Here is a 19,527-nt window from a genome sequence, read left to right on the forward strand (position 1 = left end):
CTCCCTTGCTGTGCTCGGTCCGATCTCACCCCTCGTGACGGTACGAACCGCTCATTACGTGGGTGTCTCTGCGCCCGATCACCAGGGGTTAAGCCCACCGCACAGGGCTTGGGGGGCGGGTGTGAGCACGGGGTCCCTGCGGCCGGGCCACGGGCAGCCGCCGGCACGAACCATCTGGCCCGCTCGAACGTATCCGTCATAGGGGCCTTTCCCTGACACAGATAGGGGATGAGCCAGATGGCAATCCCGGCACGTACGACCCGTACGGCGCTCCGTACGACAGCGGGGGCCTTCTGCGCCGCTCTCGTCCTGGCGGCCTGTTCGAGCGGGGGCGGCGGTCAGGCGAGCGGCTCGGCCGGCTCCGGCACGACCCAGGCGTCAGGGACCCGGGTGACGGTCACCGAGAGCGAGTTCATGCTGAAGCTGTCCCGGACATCGTTCACACCGGGCACCTACACCTTCGTCGCCGACAACCACGGCACGATCACCCACGCCCTGTCCATCGACGGCCCCGGTGTGGAGGACGCCCGGACCAAGGACATCCCGGCAGGCCACAGCGCGACGGTGACGGTGACCCTCAAGAAGGGCACGTACGACGTCTACTGCCCGGTCGACAGCCACAAGCAGATGGGAATGGACGAGCACATCAAGGTCGGCTGAGACACCCCGTGCCCCACCCTCACGCGTCGCCGCGGACGAAGACCGGCTTGAGGTGCTTCTCGGGGAGCGCGTCGGGAAGCTGCTCCCAGTCGAGGACGCGGGAGACCACCCGGGCGGGGTCGACCCGGCCGGAGCGGGCGAGGGCGAGGGCCTCGGGGATGTGGGCGCGGACGTTGTCGCGGGCGATGCGCAGGGTGACGCCGGTGAGGTACATGTCGAGCAGGGGCAGCTCGCCGGGGCGGAAGTGGTTGCCCGCGGACTCGCAGACGCCTTCCGGGGCGAGGGACCTGACCGCCAGGGCGAGCTGGTCGACGCGGCCCGTGGCCTCCACGGCCAGGTCGAAGCCGTGGTGGACGGGTTCGGCCTGCTCGGCGGTGCGGGCGCCGTAGCCCTCGGCGAGCTTGCGGTGCTCCGGGTCGGGGTCGACGTACAGGACGTCCGAGGCGCCGAGTGCCCGGGCGATGTCGCAGACGTAGAGGCCGATGCTGCCGCGGGCGACGACCAGGACCCGGGCTCCGGGCCTGTTCCTCAGGTGAGGGGCGACCAGGCGCCAGGACAGGGACCAGTTGTCGCTCGCCGCGGCCATGGCCACCGGGTCGAGGTCGGCGGGCAGGGGGACCAGCATGGCGTCCGCCCAGGGGACGCGGACCAGGTCGGAGAAGAGTCCGCCCCAGGTGCCGCCGATGGGGGCGCCGTACATGGCCATGTGGGGTACGGCCGTGCAGTGGGCGGTCAGTCCGGCGCGGCAGTTGTCGCAAGTGCCGCAGTTGAGGGACCAGGGGACGACCACGAGGTCGCCGGGGGTCACGGATGTCACCGCGTCGCCGGTCTCCACGACCCTCGCCACGCATTCGTGGCCGATGGCGAACGGAGGGTCGAGGCTGTATTTGATTTGCGGCTGCCGCCGCGTGGCATGTCCGGCCAGAATCGCCGAGTCCACGTCGCAGGAGGTCGCGGCCACCGGGGCGACGATGGCCTGCTGGTCCGACTGGAGCCTGGGATCGGGTGCCTCGCGCCATTCGACGGTGTGGCGGGCGACGTAGGTCAGTTCACGCATCGGCCTGCTGCCCCTTCTGCTCCTGCTGCCCCTTCGCGAGGGCGACCAGGTCGGCGTAGCGGAGGACGGAGCCACCCGCGCCCCAGGTGCCGTCGGGCTGTTCGTGCACCAGCACCCACACCCGCAGGGCGTCGGCCGGGGAGAGCCCGGCGGCTTCGAGCACGGTCCTGGTGGCGTCCTCGACCAGGCCGGCCTTGCGGCGCTCGGACACGGCGCCCTGCGGGACGGTCACGTCCACCAGGAAGCGGGGCGCGTCGTCCTCGGCGGTGGTCTGCGCACCCTCGGGCAGTTCGACCAGGTAGCTCCACGCCTGGGCACGGAAGAACGCCGTGTCGGGCGCTCCCTCCCAGCGCAGGAGTACGGCGGCCAGGTCGCGCCGGACCGTCCTGCGGCCCTCCTCGGTCAGGGCGCCGGACGGGACGGTGAGCCGGATCATCGGCATGACGAAGTCTCCCCTCGTGCTCAGCTCGTGCTCTGCGCACGCTCCATAACGGTCGTTATAACCGGCGGCCACGCTAGACTATGACGAGCGTTATAACCAGAGGGGAGAACGGTCTTGGCCAGAACCGGCGGGCCGTCGCGCGAGCGCATCGTGGCCGGTGCGGCCGACCTGATCAGCAGGCGCGGCCTGAACGCCGCGAGCATCCGGGAGGTGGCCAAGCACGCCGAGGCGCCGCTCGGCTCGACCTACCACTACTTCCCCGAGGGGAAGCAACAACTGGCCACCGAGGCCGTGCGGTACGCGGGCACGGCCGTCGGCCGCGTCCTGAGCGAGGAACTGGGCGCGGGCCCGGTCGCCGGACTCCGGGCCTTCCTGGCCCTGTGGCGCGGCATCGTCGTCGACAGCGACTTCCGCGCCGGCTGCCCCGTGCTGGCCGTCTCCGTCGAGGAACCGCCGGCCGACGAGATCCCGCCCGCCCTGGCCGCCGCCGCCGAGGCGTTCGAGGGCTGGGAGAGCCTGCTCGCCGAGTCGCTCGGGGAGCACGGGGTGGCCCCCGATCAGGCTGCGGATCTCGCGGCCCTCGTCGTGGCGTCGGTGGAGGGCGCCACCGCCATGTGCCGCGCCAGGCACAGCGCGCAACCCCTGGACCGGATCGCACGGCAACTCGAAACGGTGATCGCCGCCGCGCTCGGCCGGCCGGCCTGACAGCGGAGGGTCTCCGGGCCCACGCGCACCAGCCCCGCCACCCGGGCGATGCTCGACGTCCTCGGGGGCGGACCGTGGTCGGTGGCCTGACCGGTCACTCGTTCGGGGCACCCGTCGAGGCGACTGCGTGTGTCCGGGAGCGCCGGCGCCGGAGTGTGCGCACCGTGGGAGCTACGACCTGGGAAAACGGTGAGGGACGATGATCGTGTCGGTGGTGTCGATGCCCGGAGGAATCGCCACTCGTACGAGCTTGTCGGAGACACGCGAGCGCCTCGCCGTATCCGACTTCCTGCTCGCCGACGTCCAGCTGTCCGACGAGCCGGCGGCTGACGAGCAGGAGGTCGTCGGTCTGCTCGGTCTGGAGGCCGAGAGTCCGCCCTGGTTCGGCAGACCGGGTGTACCGGCGCGGGCCGAGTTCCACGGCGACCGCGCCGTTTTCGTCGTACCCGTGGTCGAAGAGGGCCACTTCGTCCACGTGCACGCCCTGGTGACGGAACGTCATCTGGTCACGCTCCACCGGGGGCCGGCCGAACCGCTGGAAGGTCTCATCGCACGGCTGGGGCAGGAGAGCCCGCCCGACCCGGTGGCCGTGCTGTTCCTGCTGCTGGAGGAGGCCCTGGAGACGTTTCGCCGGGCCGCGGTGGCGCACCTCCTGGAGGTGGAGGACCTCGAGGACCAGATCTTCGAGCATCGGCGCCCCCAGCAGGTCTATCGCCTGGCACGGCTACGGCGGCGTGCCGCGCTGCTGCACCACTTCCTCCTCCCCTACCTCCAGGCGACGGACGAGGTCATCGCGCGCAGGATGCTGAACCCCAGCTTCCCGGAGGAGCGGCAGCGGCTCGCCCGGGAGTTCCAGCACGCCGGCCGGCTGGTGCTCGCCGACATCGAGTCCCTGCAGGAGGCCACCCGGCGGGCCTTCGCCAGCTACTCCTCCCTCGTGGCGGGCGAGCAGAACCGCGTGATCAACCGGCTGGCCATCGTGTCGGTGGTCTTCCTGCCGTTGACGTTCCTGACCGGGTACTTCGGCATGAACTTCACCTACCTGACGGACGAGATGGAGAGCAGAGCCGTCTTCTGGCTGCTCGCCGTCGGGTTGCAGGCAGGCGTCCTCCTCCTCGCCCTCTACGTGCTGCACCGCACCCACGCATGGAGAAATCTCCGGGACGACGAAGGCGCGCAGGACCGGTGAGCCCGGTGTCCGGCGGGCGCCCCTCGGGAGGTTTCGGATGGATCTGATCCATTTCCGCATGGTCATGCCGCCCGCGCTCACCCAGCAGGCCGTCGACCTGCTCGCCGCGCACGATCGCGTCCTCAACCTCGTGGTCGTCAGGGCGGCCCACGTCCCGGGCGGTGACGCGCTCGAGTGCGACGTGCTGAAGGGCGCCGCGAACGGTGTGCTGGACGACCTGCGCAGGCTGGGCGTCGACCGTACGGGGTCGATCGCGGTCGACGACGTCGACATGATGTTCTCGCGGCACGCCGAGCAGATCGAGGCCGACCAGCCGAGCGCGCTGGTCCACACGCCGTTGTGGGCCGCGGTCGAGGCCCACATCCGGGCGGAGGGGACGTATCCGCCGTCCTTCTACCTGTTTCTGGTGATCGCCGGGCTCATCGGCTCGGTCGGCATCATGACGAACTCGCAGATCCTCATCGTGGCGGCCATGGTGGTCGGCCCCGAGTACAACGCGATCACCAGCATCGCCCTCGGCCTCGACCGCCGTAACCGCCGCAGGGTGGGGGAGGGAGTACGAGCGCTGACGGTCGGGTTTCTGCTGGCCATGGTGGTCACTCTGGGTTTCGCCGCGCTGACGCGGGCCGCCGGCCTGCAGTCCACCGCGTTCGAGCTGGGCCTCAGGCCCGTCTCCCACCTCATCGACACGCCGGACTTCTTCTCCGTCGCCGTCGCCGTCCTCGCCGGTGTCGTCGGCATCGTCTCGCTCACCGAGGCACGGGGCAGCGCCCTGCTCGGGGTCTTCATCTCCGTGACCACGATTCCCGCCGCCTCGGACATCGCCGTGTCCCTCGCCTTCGCCGACTGGCACCAGGCATGGGGTTCGCTGCTCCAGCTGCTGCTCAACGTGGTCGTCCTCGTGATCGTCGGCGTCCTCACCCTGCGGGTGCAGCGACGCCTGTGGCGCCGTGCGGCCCGCCGTGCCGCTGCACGGCCGTAGCGCTGGCTCTACGCTGATCGGAGGGGGGTGCGTTCGGGTGAATCGCACACCGGAAGGGGGCGCCCCCCTATGGACGACTACCCACTGATCGAGAACCACGGTCTGATCGGAGATCTGCAGACCGCGGCGCTGGTCACCACCGACGGAGTGGTCGACTGGTTCTGTTCCCCGCGGTTCGACTCACCGAGTGTGTTCGGGGCCCTTCTGGACAAGGAGAAGGGCGGGCACTGCACGGTCCGGCCGGCGCACACGACCTATGCGACCAAGCAGTTGTACCTCCCCGACACGGCGATCCTGGTGACCCGGTTCATGACGGAGGCGGGCGCCGGCGAGGTGATGGACTTCATGCCCGTGACCGGTACGACGGTCACGGGCCGCCACCGGCTGGTCCGCCTGGTCCGCTGTGTGCGCGGCAGCATGACGTTCCAGGTGGAGATCGCCCCGCGGTTCGACTACGGACGCCAGGCACACCGGTTGCACATCACCCAGCACGGAGCGGTCTTCGCCGCGCAGGACGGCACCGAACTCACCGTGCACCCGATCCGCGAACCGGAGGACGAACAGCTGGTCGACGTTCTCACCGACCGGGATGCCGACCTGCACCTCTCGCTGACCCTGCAGGCCGGCCAACAGCGCGGGCTGGTGCTGGAGATGGGCGCCGAGGGGCCGCCCGCGGAGGTCCGCCGCGACGAACACCAACGGCTCTTCGACGAGACCGTGGGGTTCTGGCGCTCCTGGCTGACCCAGTCGCGCTACACCGGGCGCTGGCGGGAAATGGTGGAGCGTTCCGCGATCACGCTGAAGCTCATGACCTTCGCACCCAGCGGCGGGCTGGTGGCCGCCCCGACGGCGGCTCTCCCGGAGCAACTGGGCGGCGAGCGCAACTGGGACTACCGCTTCACCTGGATCCGAGACGCCTCCTTCTCCGTGTACGCCCTGCTGGGACTGGGCTTCACGGACGAGGCCAGGGCGTTCATCATCTGGCTGGGCGACCGGGTCAAGGAGCGGGCCGGCAGCGAGGGGGACACGGGCCCGCTGAACATCATGTACAAGGTCGACGGCTCCTCCGACCTGGACGAGCAGATCCTCGACCACTGGGAGGGGTACGCGCGTTCCGCGCCGGTGCGGATCGGCAACGGCGCCGCCACGCAGCTCCAACTCGACATCTACGGCGAGGCGCTGGACAGCATCTACTTCGCGCACCGGCACGGCTTCCAGGTCGGGCACGGGGGATGGACCTCGCTGCGCACCGACCTGGACTGGCTGGCCGACCACTGGGACCAGGCGGAGGAGGGTATCTGGGAGACCCGAGGCGGCCGCCAGGACTTCACCTACGGCCGTGTCATGTCATGGGTGGCGTTCGACCGTGCGCTGCGACTCGCCGAGTCCAAAGGGTGGCCGTCCGCGGCCGAACGCTGGCACGCCGAGCGGGACGCCGTCTACGAGCAGGTCATGGCCAAGGGGTGGAGCGAGGGACGTCAGGCGTTCGTCCAGCACTACGGCAGTGGCGTACTGGACTCCTCGCTGCTGCGCATGGCGACGGTCGGGTTCCTCACTCCCGGGGATCCGATGTGGGAATCGACCCTGGACGCCATGGAGGAGGAGCTGGTCAGCGACAGCCTGGTCTACCGCTACAACCCCGAGGCCTCGCCCGACGGCCTGCGGGGCTCGGAGGGCACCTTCTCGCTGTGCACGTTCATGTACGTCGACGCCCTGGCGCGGGCGGGGCGGACCGACCGGGCGAGGCTGGTGTTCGAGAAGATGATGGGGTACGCCAACCATCTGGGCCTGTACTCGGAGGAGATCGACCCGACGGGCCGTCAGCTGGGCAACTTCCCGCAGGCCTTCACCCACCTCGCCCTCATCGACTCGGCCATCACCCTGAACGCGGCTCTCGACCGGCGGTAGCCCGGACCCGGTTCAGCCGGTCGGCGGCGCCGGCCCGAGGAGCACGCCCAGCAGGAGGTCATTCTCGGTCATCGACAGCGCCGCGCCGCAGGTCGGCGTCGGTGAGGCCCTCCAGCTCGCCGTGGGTGTCCAGCCAGTAGAGGAAGACGACCGCGGGGACGATGAGCACGACGGCGACGAGGGTGACGAAGGCCAGCCAGCGCAGCGTGGTGTGCGCGCCCGCGCCCTCGGCGACGGTCAGCGAGGTCGGGACGAGGTAGGGGCGCTGCGCCATGCCCCAGGCGATGACGGCCGACGCGACCACGCCGACCGCCGTGACCCGGGACCAGGCCGCGGAAGGGCGCGTCAGCAGCCATGCGGTGGCGAGCGTGCCCAGCGCCGCGACGATGACGAAGACGAGACCCACGCCGTGCGTGAGCCCGTGCCACACATGAGGCGCGTCCCCGTGCGTGACGGCCAACGTGATCACGGCCAGAGCGGCTACGACGGCGAGGGCGCCCAGTGCCCGCCGCCGGAAGTAGCCGTCCAGGTCCGGCACGGCGAAGCGCCGGGCGTCCGCGGCAAGGAAGACGGCGCCGAGCAGCGCCGTGGCCGCGATGGCGAGCAGCCCGAACAGCAGCGAGGTGGGGTTGGCCCAGGCGTCCGTCGACGCCTGCGTCGTGGCGGTCACCCGGCCCGAGGCCACTCCCCCTACGGCGGCACCGAGGAAGAACGGCGTCAGAAGCGACGAGACGGCGAACACCGCTCCGTACAGGCGCCGCCCGGCCAGCCGCCGCGTGGGCTTGCGCAGGGCGAAACCGGCGCCGCGCAGCACGATGCCCACGGCGGCCAGCACCAGGGGCAGCCACATCGTGGTGAACACCTGCTGGAAGAAGACGGGGAAACCCGTCCACATGATGACCAGCACGAAGATCAGCCAGACGTTGTTCACCTCCCATACGGGAGCCATCGCGTGGTCGATCAGCCAGCGCGGGCGCTTGCCGCGCTCCGCGCCGCCCGCGGTCAGGTCCCAGAAGCCGGCTCCGTAGTCGGTGCCGCCGGCGCAGGCGTAGGCGGCGATCGCGAGCAGCAGGACGACGGCGACGACCCCGGCGATCACGGCCGGCTCCCGGCGGAGCGCGGCCCGTACGGTGTGTCCGTCTCCGGTGTCTCCTCGGGTGTCCGGGGTCCGCCCGTCTCGTCGGCGAGCCGCCAGCGGGTGCGCATCTTCAGCAGCACCGCGAGGAACGACCCGAACACGAACACGTACACCACGACGACCAGACCGAACATGATCCACAGGCTGGTGGAACGGGTGGCCGTCACCGCTTCCGCGACCCGCATGTTCTGGTAGACGATCCACGGCTGGCGGCCCACTTCGGTGGTGATCCAGCCGCACTCGACGGCGACGACGGAGGCGACGCCGGCCACGGCCGCGCACCGGAAGAACCAGGGTGAGGCGGGCATCCTGCGGCGCAGCAGCCACATCGCCGCGTACCAGAGCGCGAGCAGCACCAGCAGGGAGCCGATGCCGACCATGGTGTCGAAGGCCCAGTGGGCGATGGTGGCCTGCGTGGCCGTCGGCCGGTCGCTCGCGGGCACGGAGGTCAGCCCGGTCACCTTGGTGTCCGCGTGGAACCCGGCGAGGATCGAGTCGAGCTGGGGGATCTTGATGCCGCCGGAGATGGTCCCGTTCGGATGCAGCCGGCCGAAGAGGTACTCCGGCTGGTGCGTGTCGGTCGTCCAGACGATCTCCATGGCGGCGAACTTCACCGGCTGCTTGTGGAAGACCTGCCGGGCGATGGAGTCGCCGAGCACGAACTGCACCGGGGTGAGCACCGCGGCCAGCGTGAAGGGGATGGTGAAACCGAGCCGGTGGTAGCGGTCCCGGCGGCCGCGCAGCCGGCCGACGGCGTAGACGCCGGCCACGACATAGCCCGCCGTCACGAACATCGCCACGACGAAATGCCAGTACTGCGGACCGAACATGGGCGTGAAGATCGCCTTCCAGATCTTCACGTCGACGGGGTTGCCGGCGGAGTCGAGGGTGAAGCCCCGGGGGGTGTTCATCCACGAGTTGGCGGCCAGGATCCCGAAGGCACCGAGCAGGGCCGCGAAAGGCAGGGGCAGTCCGAGCAGGAAGTGGGTCCGGGAGGGAAGCCTCCGCCAGCCGTAGAGATAGATGGCGATGAGGACGGCTTCCAGGAAGAAGGCCCAGGCCTCGACACCGAACCCGATGCCGAAGACATCGCCCCACCGGCCCATCATGCCCGGCCACAGCAGCCCGAACTCGAAGGACAGCACGGTGCCGGTGACCACCCCGATCGCGAACTGGACCGCCATGACGGCCGACCACCGCCGTGCCAGCAACAGGGCGGTCGGGTCGGAACGGCGCAGACCGTAGCCGTGCATGATGAGCGTGATCAGCGGCAGTGCGACGCCCAGCGGCACCAGGATGATGTGAGAGGCGAGGGTGAAGGCCATCATCGATCTGGCCGGGAGCGTTTGCGGCGGCACGTCCGCCAGCAGCAGGGCCGTGTGCATGTGAGTCTCTCCGGGGCCGACGCGAGTGAGGTGGTCAGCCGCCGGTGGCGAAGCCGGGGAACAGGGTCATCCCGCCGTCCACGTAGAGAGTGGCGCCCACGACGTAGTCCATGAGGTCGGAGGCGAGGCCGACGGCCGCGTAGCCGATGTCCTCGGGGTCGCCGATGCGGTCGTAGGGGATCAGCCGCAGAAGATCCTCCTGGGCCTGCGGTGTCTCCCAGGCGCTGCGGTTGATGGGGGTCTTGATGGCCCCGGGGGCGATCGCGTTCACCCGGATCTTCTTCGGGGCGAGTTCCTGGGCCAGCGTCTCCATCATCATCTGCACCCCGCCCTTGGAGGAGGCGTAGTTGACGTGCCCGGCCCACGGGATGATCTGGTGCACGGAACTCATGCAGATGATCTTCCCGGCCGCGCGCGAGACCTCGGGGACGACACCGCGCCGCAGGAACTCCTTGGTCGCCTCGCGGGCGCAGAGGAACTGCCCGGTGAGGTTGACGTCCAGGACCTTCTGCCACTGGGCGAGCGTCATGTCGGTGAACGCGGCGTCGCGCTGCAGTCCGGCGTTGGCGACCAGGATGTCGATCGTGCCGAACTCCTCGACCATCCGGTTCGTCATGGCGACGACCTGGTCCTCGTCGGACACGTCCGCCTCGTAGGCCGCCGCCCGCACACCGAAGGACGTGATCTCCTCGACCACCTTGTCGGCTTCCTCGCGGCCGGCGACGTAGTTCACGACCACGTCGGCCCCGGCCCGGCCCAGGGCGACGGCCGTCGCCTTGCCGATCCCGGAGTTCGCGCCGGTGACCAGCGCCTTCTGGCCCTTGAGCAGGTGTGCGGGGATCACGCCCTGAGGTGCGCCCTCGGTGGAACTCACGATGCCTCTCTTCTCCACTGCGTGGCCCGGGTCGGCCGGGCCGCGGCCCGGAGGTACAGGCGCAACACAAGCACCGCGGCAGAACACCGGCACCCCGGGCGGGCCCGCCTTCCGCTGACCGACTGAGGATCTTCGCCCGGTCGGCGGCGGGCCGGCGGCCACCGGTCAGCTCAGCCGCTCCACGAGGTGATCACCCACGCGCAGGGCGTTCGCGATGGCCGTCAGGGACGGATTGACCGCACCGATGCTCGGGAAGAAGCTCGTGTCCACGACGTACAGGTTGTCCAGGTCGTGGGCCTTGCAGTTGACGTCCAGGGCCGAGGACGCCGGGTCGGTGCCGAAGCGCACCGTGCCGGCCTGGTGCGCGGTGGCGCCGATGGGCATGCCCTTGTGCAGGTAGAGGCTGCGGGACAGCAGATGGTGCTCGTGCATGCCCAGGTGGCCGAGCATGTGCTGGAGCTTCTGCCTGAGGCGCGTGAGGCCCTCGATGTTGTTGCTCTCGTCGAGCGCCAGATGGATCCGGCCCTCTCCGTCCAGGGTGACCCGGTTGTCGGGCTGCGGCAGGTCCTCCCCGCACAGCCAGAAGTCGACGGCGTGATGGGCCATGACCTCGAAGGGCATGTCCGGTGTCACCGCTCCGGCCCAGCGCGGGGCCTCGCCGTGGATCTGCTCGGCGTCCGACTTGCCGAGCATCTGGATGCCGCCGAGGGGGTAGTCCCAGTCGTCCGCGCCCAGGTACCAGTCGTGCAGGGCGAGGGTCTTCTGGAACTGGGTGTCGTTGGGCTCCTTCGAAACGGCCATCAGGGCAAGGTTGTTGTGCCGCATGTAGTTGCGGCCGACCACGTCCGAGCTGTTCGCGAGCCCGGCCGGGTGCCGGTCGTTCGCCGAAGCGAGCAGCAGCGCGGCGGAGTTGACGGCGCCGCAGGCCACGGCCACGACGTCCGCCGAGAAGCGGGCCTCCTCCTCGCCCGGCAGCTGGGCGACGACCGCTGTGACGCTGCGCCCGGTCGGATCGGTCTCGAGCCGTGTCACCCGGGCGTTGGTCACCATCTCGACGTTCGGGTGCTCCAGCGCCGGTTCCACGCAGATCACCTGGGCGTCGGACTTGGCCCGGACGAGACACGGGAAACCGTCGACCCGGTTGCAGCGGATGCAGGCGCTGGCGTGTGTCGCCCGCCCGTTGGCGTCCTGGGTGAGGTTGACCCCGATGGGCAGGTGGAAGGGGTGCAGTCCCCGCTTCTCCAGGTCGTCGCTCAACTGCTGGATGCGCGGCTCGTGTTCGACCGGCGGGAAGGCGTACTGGCTGCTGCACGGGCCTTCCCACGGGTCCTCGCCGTGCCGGCCGTGCACCAGGTAGAGGTGCTCCGCCTGGGTGTAGTACGGCTCCAGGTCCTCGTAGCGGATCGGCCAGGCGGGAGAGACGCCGCCGTGGTGGCGCAGTTCTCCGAAGTCCTCGGGCCGCAGCCGGAACAGGGCCGCGCCGTAGAACTTGGTGTTGCCGCCGACGTAATAGTTGACCTCGGGCGGGAACTCGTTGCCGTGCTTGTCGAGCCAGAACTCCGGAGCCCGGTACTTGCCCTTGACGAACACGGCCGTCGAGTCCCAGTTGTCCCGTTCGCGCGGCAGGTAGTCACCGCGTTCGAGGATGAGCACCCGTTTCCCCGACGGAGCGAGCCGGTGGGCGAGCGTGCCCCCGCCGGCGCCGGAGCCGACGATGATGAGGTCGTAGTGGGGGAAGTCGCCCATGGCGACCACCGTCCTTGCTTCCGCGGTCCGGGCGTTGCCGGGACCTGCCTCGGCTCTTGCCCCTCTTCGAACGTATACGCCCCCCGGCGATGCGGCACCTGGAACTGCCGTGCCCCGGCACGGTCACAGGACGGCGATCGGGTTCACCGGAGAACCGGTGGCCGCCGGCAGCCGGAGCGGGGCGATCACGCACAGGAAGTGCCAGCGGCCCAGCTGTTCGCACACGGGCACCAGTTCCTCGAAGTCCAGGTAGTCCATGAGGTGCAGCCCCATGGCGTGCACGGCCAGGACGTGGACGGGAAACGGGACCTCGGCCACCGGGCTGGGGGCCGTGTCGTTGTTGCCGTCCGACCCCAGGGCGGCCACCCGCCGCTCGGCCAGGAAGGGCATGGCTTCCGGGTGCAGGCCCGCGCGCGCCTGTGCCGCGTCCCAGGCGCCGAGGCTGCGGCGCCTGCGGCGGTGTCCGACGCGCACGAACAGCAGGTCGCCCGGGCCGGTCGTGACCTCCTGGGCAGCCTCGGCGGCCGCGAGGTCCTCGGCGGTCACGGTGTCGCCGGGTTCGAGCCACGGCACGCCGCGCAGGCGCGGGATGTCCAGGAGCACGCCGCGGCCGACGATGCCGTCCCGCACCAGGTCCACCGTGAGGGCGTCGGCGCCGTCGGGCGTCACGCTGCTCGCCGGGACGCCGCCGTACAGTTCGCCGTCGAAGATCACGTGGCACAGTGCGTCGAGGTGGCTGTCGGCGTCCCCGTGCACGTTCATGGCGAACCGGTCGCGGGCGAAGTGGAGTCCAGGGGCCTCAGCCTCCCCTGGCGCCGGTGCGACCATCCGGTGCGTCGCGGGCTCGGGATCGTCCGGACCCGCCGTGGTCTCGATGGGGGCGGCCAGCGACACCGTGCGTCCGCTGCGGACCCCGGCGGCGGCCGCCGCCACCCGCTCCGGTGTGAGCCGTTCCAGCGCGCCGCGCCGGTACTCCCCGCCCTCCGGGGCCTGGTCCCGCAGCCGGCGGTACAGGTCGCGGAAGGCCGCTTCGGACATGACGGGCGGTGCCGGGGGACGCGAGGACGCGGGCCGCGGGCGCGAAGTCATCGGGAACTCCTCCTCGAAGGCTGTTAGGGCCTCGTCCGGTGTTCAGGGCTGTCGTCCCAGGTGGCGGCGGGTCGGGCGGCCGGTGGGCCGGCCGGCTTGCCCACCGGCGGCACGGCGCGCCCGGGCGGCAGCAGCTCGACCGTCACGAAGCCGACCACGGCGGCGAGGATGGTCACGGGGATCATGGCGGCGCTGCCCAGCACCAGGACGACCAGCACCACACTGCTGACCGGGAGCCGCAGCGCGGCCGCCGCCGCTGCCGCCATGCCCGCCGCCATCCCGGGTACGACGCCCAGGCCGGGCAGCGGGGCGAGCAGCACTCCCGTCGCGGCACCGAGGAACAGTGAGGGGAAGACGGGGCCGCCCCGGAGACTGCCGAGACACAGGGCGTACGCCGCTCCCTTGCACAGCAGCACGGCGACCAGAGCACCCACACCCCAGGCGTGGGGATCCGCGGCCAGCTGTGCCATGACGGCCTCGCCGGACGAGGCCACGTCCGCCGGCGACCGGTCCACGGCCAGGGTGTACACCGCGGCGCACACCCCGGCGGCAAGGGCGCAGAGCACCGTGTGGACGACCGGCCGCCGCACGACGAACACCGCGGCCAGGCGCCCGGTGGACAGGATCACGTGGAGGGCGACGGCGATGCCGGCGGCCATCACCACCGACCAGAGCACGTCTCCCGCGTCCAGGCGGGGGAACGGAACGCCCAGCTTGAGCGACAGGCTTCCCGTCGGCAGGCCGGTCCAGTGGCCGAAACCGGTGAACACCAGCGACCCGATCCCGCTCGACAGGAGCGCGGGCAGCATGACCGCGAACAGCTGCGGGCCGCCCACTCCGGCCACCTCGATGAGGATCACCGCGCCGACCAGCGGATTGCCGAAGATCGCGGAGAGCGCCGCCGCGGCACCGGCCGCGCCGAGGAGTGCCGTGTTCCGCGGTGTCGCCGGGGCGCGGGCCAGGTTCCTGAACCACAGCGCGAGGCCGCCCCCGAGCGCGATCAGCGGGGCCTCCGGGCCGAGCGTGGCGCCGAGCGGAAGACTGGCCGCGGCCGCGAGGATCACCCCGGGCAGGGCTGCCGGTGCCATGCCCGCGGCGTGCAGACCCCCGGCGGGGACGTGGCCGCCGGCTCCCGGCAGGTGCCTGACGACGAGGCCGACGACGAGACCGGCGAGCGCCAGCAGCGGCAGTGGCCACCACCACGGGGGCACGTCCCACCCCAGAGCGGCCGGCAGCGCGGCCCACAGCAGGTGTTCCAGCGCGTGCAGTCCGGCCAGGAACCAGAAGGCGGCCAGCGAGACCGGGACACCGATGATCGCCGAGAACAGGAGCGTCCTCCGGTACGCGGGAGCATTGAGCAGCTCCCGCAGCCGGTCGGCCTCTTCCGGCTGCGTACCGGCAGCGGGGGCGGCGGACGGGTCCGACCGGGTCACGGCACGTACCTCCCGTGTCAGCCGGGGATGTCGCGCTCGTGGGCCTGGCAGCCCGTCGGCGCCCCTCCCTCCAGCCATTGCAGCACCGGGCCGCGGGCCACGCATGCGCGGAGCTGCGGCGGCGTCGGGACGGGGCCGTTCGGGTGCCCGCGCAGCCCCGGCTCTCCCACCCGGCGTGCAGGCCGCCGCGGTGGCCCCTTCACTGAGAAGGAGAGTCCGTTTCGTGAGTCGGTTCGTGAGTCGTTTCGTGAGACATGGGAGGCGCGGTATGGCAGGGCACTGGACACGAGGTGCGGTGGGTGCGGTCCTGGCGGTGGTCGTGGCGGTCGGGGCGGCCGGGTGTTCCGACTCGGGGAGCCCGTCCGGCGGGGCCAGCAAGGCGGCCTCGGCCGCGTCCTCCGCCGCCGCCTCCCTCGCCTCCAAGGCCTCGGATGCGCTGGCCTCGGCGTCGGCGGAGGCCAAGCAGAAGCTCGAGGGGATCAAGAACGGGGTGAAGGCCAAGGACGACGTGACCCTCGGCGCCCCCGCCCCCGACAGTGCGGGCAAGGCCACGGTCAAGGTGACCGCCAAGAACACCGCCGACTCCGCCAAGTCCTTCGCCGTCCAGGTCAACTTCACGGACAAGAGCGGCAACCTGCTGGACGTGACCGTGGTGACCGTCAAGGACGTGGCCGCCGGCGCCTCCGGTGAGGCCACGGCCACCAGCAACCGCAAGCTGACCGGCGAGGTCCACGCGGTGGTCGGCTCGGCCCTGCGCTACTGAGCGCCGCTGTTCGGCCGGGCGAGCCCGCGGTCGTACGCGAAGATCACCGCCTGTACGCGGTCCCGGGCACCGATCTTGGCGAGGACCCGGCCCACATGGGTCTTGACGGTGGACTCGGACAGGACGAAGCGGGCGGCGATCTCGCCGTTGGTCCGGCCCTGGCCGATCGCGACGAGGATCTCGCGTTCGCGGTCGGTGAGGGAGTTCAGGCGCGCGTCCTCGTCCGGGTCACCGGCGGGCCGCGGCAGGAGCTGGGCGAACTCGTCCAGGAGGCGGCGGGTGAGCGCGGGCGCGATCACGGCGTCGCCGAGGGCGACCGCGCGGATGCCGGCCAGGAGTTCCTCGGGGCGCGCGTCCTTGAGCAGGAAGCCACTGGCTCCGGCGCGCAGGGCCGCGTGGACGTACTCGTCCAGGTCGAAGGTGGTCAGGACGAGGACCCGGGAGCGGCCGCCGGACTCGGCGATACGGCGGGTGGCCTCGATGCCGTCCATGCCGGGCATCCGTACGTCCATCAGTACGACGTCGGGGCGCAGTTCGGCGGCCCTGCGGACGGCCTCGGCGCCGTGCGCGGCCTCGCCGACCACCTCCGTCTCGGCGACGGACTCCAGCAGGATGCGGAAGCCGTAGCGCTGGAGGGGCTGGTCGTCGACGATCAGTACGGTGGTCACGCGGCACCGCCCGCCCGGTCCAGGTCCAGGGTGACCGCCACGCGCCATCCGCCGCCCGCGACCGGGCCCGCGCTGACGGTTCCGCCGTAGAGTGCCGCTCGTTCCCGCATGCCCACCAGGCCGTGCCCTTCCTCGTTCGGCGGTCCGGGCCGGGCGGCCGGGCCGTTGTCCTGGACCCGGATGGTCAGCCGGGTGTCCTCGACGGCGATCGACAGGTGGGCCCGGGTGCCGGCGCCCGCGTGCTTCAGGGTGTTGGTCAGGGCTTCCTGGACGATCCGGTAGACCGTCAGCTGTACCCCGTCGTCCAGGGCACCGACCTCTCCGGCGGAGCGGTGGACGACGTCCAGGCCCGCGGCGCGCACACCCTCGCACAGCGCGTCGATGTCCGCGATGCCGGGCTGCGGGCTGAGTTCGGGCGCGCCCGGCGGGCCGTCGGCCGCCTCGCGCAGGACGCCGAGGACGCGCCGGAGTTCGCCGAGCGCCTGGCGGCCGGTGTCGCCGATGAGGTGCAGGGCCTCCTTGCCGCGTTCCGGGGCGGTGTCGGTCGCGTAGGCGCCGGCGTCGGCGAGCGTGATGATGACGGACAGGTTGTGGCCGACGATGTCGTGCATCTCGCGGGCCACCCGGGCCCGTTCGGTGGCGACGGCCAGCCTGCCGCGCTGGTCGCGCTCGATCTCCAGGCGGGCCGCCCGGTCCCGCAGCCCGGCGAGCTGGGCCCGGCGGATGCGGACCACCAGGCCGAGCGCGAGGGCCGCGGTCGCCGTGCTGAGCAGGAAGAACAGCGCGTCCCATACGGACACGGCCCGCGACACCCGCACCGCGACCAGCGCCATGCCGGCCGCCATGGCCCCGCAGGCCCAGGGCAGCTGGCGCAGCCGCCCGTGCAGGGCCAGGCTGTACAGGGCTATGAAGAGGGCCACGTCCGCGCGCAGCGCCACATCGAGGGACCACTGCAGGACGAAGACGCCCCAGATCGCGCCGAAGGCGGCCAGCGGCCGGCGCCTTCGCCACAGCAGCGGCAGCACCAGACCGGCCTGCAGCGCGAGCATGGCCGCCAGGGGCGGCCGGGTGAAGGCGAGCCGGACGCGGCGCGGGCCGTCGCCGTCCCCGGCGACGGCGTGCAGCAGGTCGGGCAGGCAGAACAGCAGGAAGACCAGCACCACGACCGTGGTGTCCAGCACCCACGGCCGGGCCCGGTCGGCCTGCCGGAGCCGCTGGCCGACCCGGCCGAGCCGGGCGACCAGCGGCCCCATTCCGCTGATGTCGTAGGCGGTCACGGCGGTCACCAGCCCATGGTGCACGCGGTCGTACGTCGCTGCGCCACGCGGCACCCGGTCGGACGTCGCTGTGTCCCTGGCGGCTGTGCCCATCGCGGCTGTATCCCTCGCGGCTGTGCCCATCGCGGCTGTGTCCCTCGCGTCCACGCTCAGGCGTCGGTGCGCACCAGCCGGTACGCCGCCCCCGCCAGCGCGAGTGCCGTCCAGCCGAGGAGGACCAGGAGGCCGGCCAGGGGCGAGAGGGTGGTGGCGTCCTGGGTCAGGGCGAACAGCGCCTGGCCGGCGTGGCTCGGCAGGTAGGGGCTGATGTCGTCCTGCCAGGAGCTGGGCAGGAGCGCGGTCAGCCCGGGGATGAGCATCAGGCCGGCGACCAGCACCGAGATGCCGCCGGCCACCGACCGCAGCAGTGCGCCGAGGGCGGTGCCGATGACGCCGACCAGGCCGAGGTAGAGACCGGCACCCAGCAGGCTGCGTACGACCCCCGCGTGGGTCAGGCCCATCGCGGCGGGTGTGCCGGAGACGATGCCGCTGCCGAACTGGAAGGCGACGAACGCGCCGAGGGTGCCGACCACCAGTGCGACCAGCCCGAACACGGCCGCCTTGGACCACAGGACGGGCAGCCGGCGCGGTACGGCCGCGAGCGTCGAGCGGATCAGGCCGGTGGAGTACTCCCCCGCCGTGACCAGCACGCCGAGCACGCCCAGGGCCAGCTGGGCGAAGTTGGTGCCGAAGAGGGACAGGCTGACGGCCGTGGAGCGGGCGAAGTCCGGGGCCATGCGGGGGGTGCCGACCATGGACCGGTAGCGGGCCGCGGCGATGAGCCCGAAGGCGACGAGGAAGAGCAGGCCGAGGCCCAGGGTGATCCAGGTCGAGCGCAGCGACCAGAGCTTGGCCCACTCGGAGGACAGCACGCGCCGTCCGGTCACGCGGTAGGCGGGGCGGGTGGGCGCGGTGCGGGGTGCTTCGGCGGTGGCGGTGAGGGTGCTCACGCGGTCCTCCCGGCGGTCTCGGGGGTCTCGGTGCCGGTCGTGGAGCCGTGGTACTCCACGGCGTCCCGGGTCAGGTCCATGAACGCCTCCTCCAGGGAGACGGTCCGCGCGGTCAGTTCGAACAGCGGGATCCCGTGCTCGGCGGCCTTCCGCCCGATCTCACGGGTGGTCAGGCCGGTGACCTGGAGTTCCTCGGAGCCGGCGCGGCCGGTGATGTCGACGCCCGGCCCGGCCAGCACGTCCCGCAGCCGCGCCGGGTCCTCGGTCGCCACCTGCACCGTGTCGCCGCCCGCCGCGCGGACCAGGTCGCTCACGGTGGTGTCGGCCAGCAGCCGGCCCCGGCCCACCACGATCAGGTGGTCCGCGACCAGCGCCACCTCGGTCATCAGGTGGGAGGAGACGAACACCGTGCGGCCCTCCGCCGCGAGCGAGGTCAGCAGGGTGCGGATCCAGCGCACGCCCTCCGGGTCGAGACCGTTGACCGGCTCGTCCAGCATCACCGTCTGCGGATCGCCGAGCAGCGCCGCGGCGATGCCGAGCCGCTGGCCCATGCCGAGGGAGAAGGCACCGGCCCGCTTGTGGGCCACGCTGCCGAGACCGGCCAGCTCGATGACCTCGTCGACCCGGCGGCGCGGGATGCCGTGGGTCAGGGCGAGCGCCCTGAGGTGCTGGTGGGCCGTGCGGCCCGGGTGGACGGACTTCGCCTCCAGGAGCGCCCCGACCTCCTGCAGCGGGGCCCGGTGGCGGGCGTAGTGGTGGCCGTTGACGGTGACGGTGCCGCTCGTCGGGGCGTCGAGCCCGACGATCATCCGCATGGTGGTGGACTTCCCCGCGCCGTTGGGGCCCAGGAAACCGGTCACGGTGCCCGGCTTCACGACGAAGTCCAGCCCGTCGACGGCCGTCTTCTCCCCGTATCTCTTGGTCAGTTGCCGTGCGTCGATCATGCGCGTCGCTCTCTCTCGGACTCGGGCGTCCGTCGCGTCTGACGCCTCACCCGCAACGCTAAAGTCCGAATCGCCCTGATTCCGTGGTACCGGGGGCTGAACGGGGCCCAGGCAGGTGGTACCGCGGTACTACGGCGCCGTCGAGGACGAGAAGGCCGTTGTCGCCGTCGAAGTGAACCAACCGAAGCTTGGCCACTACACACACGACTCCTGCACCGAGATGACATGAACCATTCATCTACGGGCCGTCTATGGCGCCCGGTAGCGACAGCATCCAG

Annotated in this window: 18 protein-coding genes; 6 read left to right on the plus strand and 12 right to left on the minus strand. The window is 71.6% G+C overall.

Annotated elements, in window-relative coordinates; all coding sequences use genetic code 11:
• Positions 1-228: 228 nt before the first annotated feature.
• On the plus strand, positions 229-660 hold the full coding sequence (locus BEK98_RS48530) for a cupredoxin domain-containing protein (protein WP_143684084.1): 432 nt from the start codon (positions 229-231) through the stop codon (positions 658-660).
• A 19-nt stretch (positions 661-679) separates the two neighbouring features.
• On the opposite strand, the gene BEK98_RS07965 is transcribed toward BEK98_RS48530, so the two are convergent.
• Positions 680-1,717 carry a zinc-dependent alcohol dehydrogenase gene (locus tag BEK98_RS07965; RefSeq protein ID WP_094215651.1) on the minus strand — a complete coding sequence of 346 codons (1,038 nt, stop codon included), beginning with the start codon at positions 1,715-1,717 and terminating at the stop codon, positions 680-682.
• Entirely contained in the window at positions 1,710-2,159 is a 450-nt protein-coding gene (locus BEK98_RS07970) for a tautomerase family protein (protein ID WP_094215652.1), read from the minus strand. The genes BEK98_RS07965 and BEK98_RS07970 overlap by 8 nt, the downstream gene beginning before the upstream one ends.
• 114 nt (positions 2,160-2,273) lie before the next feature.
• Here BEK98_RS07970 and BEK98_RS07975 point away from each other — a divergent pair, with 114 nt between their 5' ends.
• The 4 genes from BEK98_RS07975 (at position 2,274) to BEK98_RS07990 (ending at position 6,943) form a co-directional block, all read left to right on the plus strand.
• Positions 2,274-2,864, plus strand: a complete 591-nt coding sequence (locus BEK98_RS07975) for a TetR/AcrR family transcriptional regulator (RefSeq protein WP_094215653.1) — start codon at positions 2,274-2,276, stop codon at positions 2,862-2,864.
• 250 nt (positions 2,865-3,114) lie between these two features.
• The gene (locus BEK98_RS07980) at positions 3,115-4,053 is read left to right on the plus strand and encodes a CorA family divalent cation transporter (RefSeq protein ID WP_244201772.1); all 939 of its coding nucleotides are present in this window, start codon (positions 3,115-3,117) and stop codon (positions 4,051-4,053) included.
• Positions 4,054-4,090: 37 nt separating this feature from the next.
• Complete coding sequence (locus BEK98_RS07985; protein ID WP_094215654.1) at positions 4,091-5,035, plus strand: DUF389 domain-containing protein; 945 nt, start codon at positions 4,091-4,093, stop codon at positions 5,033-5,035.
• 69 nt (positions 5,036-5,104) lie between these two features.
• The gene (locus BEK98_RS07990; protein WP_094215655.1) at positions 5,105-6,943 is read left to right on the plus strand and encodes a glycoside hydrolase family 15 protein; all 1,839 of its coding nucleotides are present in this window, start codon (positions 5,105-5,107) and stop codon (positions 6,941-6,943) included.
• A 58-nt stretch (positions 6,944-7,001) separates the two neighbouring features.
• On the opposite strand, the gene BEK98_RS07995 is transcribed toward BEK98_RS07990, so the two are convergent.
• From BEK98_RS07995 to BEK98_RS08020, 6 genes are all read right to left on the minus strand, one after another.
• Positions 7,002-8,042 (minus strand): cytochrome d ubiquinol oxidase subunit II, encoded by a 1,041-nt coding sequence (locus tag BEK98_RS07995; RefSeq protein WP_094215656.1) that lies wholly within the window; start codon positions 8,040-8,042, stop codon positions 7,002-7,004.
• The gene (locus BEK98_RS08000) at positions 8,039-9,466 is read right to left on the minus strand and encodes a cytochrome ubiquinol oxidase subunit I (protein WP_094215657.1); all 1,428 of its coding nucleotides are present in this window, start codon (positions 9,464-9,466) and stop codon (positions 8,039-8,041) included. Before BEK98_RS08000 ends, BEK98_RS07995 begins: the two co-directional genes overlap by 4 nt.
• A gap of 34 nt (positions 9,467-9,500) precedes the next feature.
• The gene (locus tag BEK98_RS08005; RefSeq protein WP_244201773.1) at positions 9,501-10,340 is read right to left on the minus strand and encodes an SDR family oxidoreductase; all 840 of its coding nucleotides are present in this window, start codon (positions 10,338-10,340) and stop codon (positions 9,501-9,503) included.
• Positions 10,341-10,505: 165 nt separating this feature from the next.
• On the minus strand, positions 10,506-12,086 hold the full coding sequence (locus BEK98_RS08010; protein WP_094215658.1) for a GMC family oxidoreductase: 1,581 nt from the start codon (positions 12,084-12,086) through the stop codon (positions 10,506-10,508).
• Between the two features lie 123 nt (positions 12,087-12,209).
• Positions 12,210-13,175 (minus strand): cyclase family protein, encoded by a 966-nt coding sequence (locus BEK98_RS08015; RefSeq protein WP_244201774.1) that lies wholly within the window; start codon positions 13,173-13,175, stop codon positions 12,210-12,212.
• A gap of 23 nt (positions 13,176-13,198) precedes the next feature.
• On the minus strand, positions 13,199-14,608 hold the full coding sequence (locus BEK98_RS08020) for a chloride channel protein (RefSeq protein WP_244201775.1): 1,410 nt from the start codon (positions 14,606-14,608) through the stop codon (positions 13,199-13,201).
• A 268-nt stretch (positions 14,609-14,876) separates the two neighbouring features.
• Here BEK98_RS08020 and BEK98_RS08025 point away from each other — a divergent pair, with 268 nt between their 5' ends.
• Positions 14,877-15,371, plus strand: a complete 495-nt coding sequence (locus tag BEK98_RS08025) for an FxLYD domain-containing protein (RefSeq protein ID WP_208643041.1) — start codon at positions 14,877-14,879, stop codon at positions 15,369-15,371.
• Here BEK98_RS08025 and BEK98_RS08030 read toward each other — a convergent pair.
• From BEK98_RS08030 to BEK98_RS08045, 4 genes are all read right to left on the minus strand, one after another.
• On the minus strand, positions 15,365-16,039 hold the full coding sequence (locus BEK98_RS08030) for a response regulator (RefSeq protein WP_094215661.1): 675 nt from the start codon (positions 16,037-16,039) through the stop codon (positions 15,365-15,367). The genes BEK98_RS08025 and BEK98_RS08030 overlap by 7 nt on opposite strands.
• The gene (locus BEK98_RS08035) at positions 16,036-17,292 is read right to left on the minus strand and encodes a sensor histidine kinase (RefSeq protein WP_167444105.1); all 1,257 of its coding nucleotides are present in this window, start codon (positions 17,290-17,292) and stop codon (positions 16,036-16,038) included. The genes BEK98_RS08030 and BEK98_RS08035 overlap by 4 nt, the downstream gene beginning before the upstream one ends.
• 173 nt (positions 17,293-17,465) lie before the next feature.
• Positions 17,466-18,305, minus strand: coding sequence for a hypothetical protein (locus BEK98_RS08040; RefSeq protein ID WP_094215662.1), 840 nt, complete (start codon positions 18,303-18,305; stop codon positions 17,466-17,468).
• The gene (locus BEK98_RS08045; RefSeq protein ID WP_094215663.1) at positions 18,302-19,249 is read right to left on the minus strand and encodes an ABC transporter ATP-binding protein; all 948 of its coding nucleotides are present in this window, start codon (positions 19,247-19,249) and stop codon (positions 18,302-18,304) included. The genes BEK98_RS08040 and BEK98_RS08045 overlap by 4 nt, the downstream gene beginning before the upstream one ends.
• Positions 19,250-19,527: the final 278 nt, after the last annotated feature.

The organism is Streptomyces diastatochromogenes (genome assembly GCF_002242805.1).
Lineage (GTDB): Bacteria > Actinomycetota > Actinomycetes > Streptomycetales > Streptomycetaceae > Streptomyces > Streptomyces diastatochromogenes.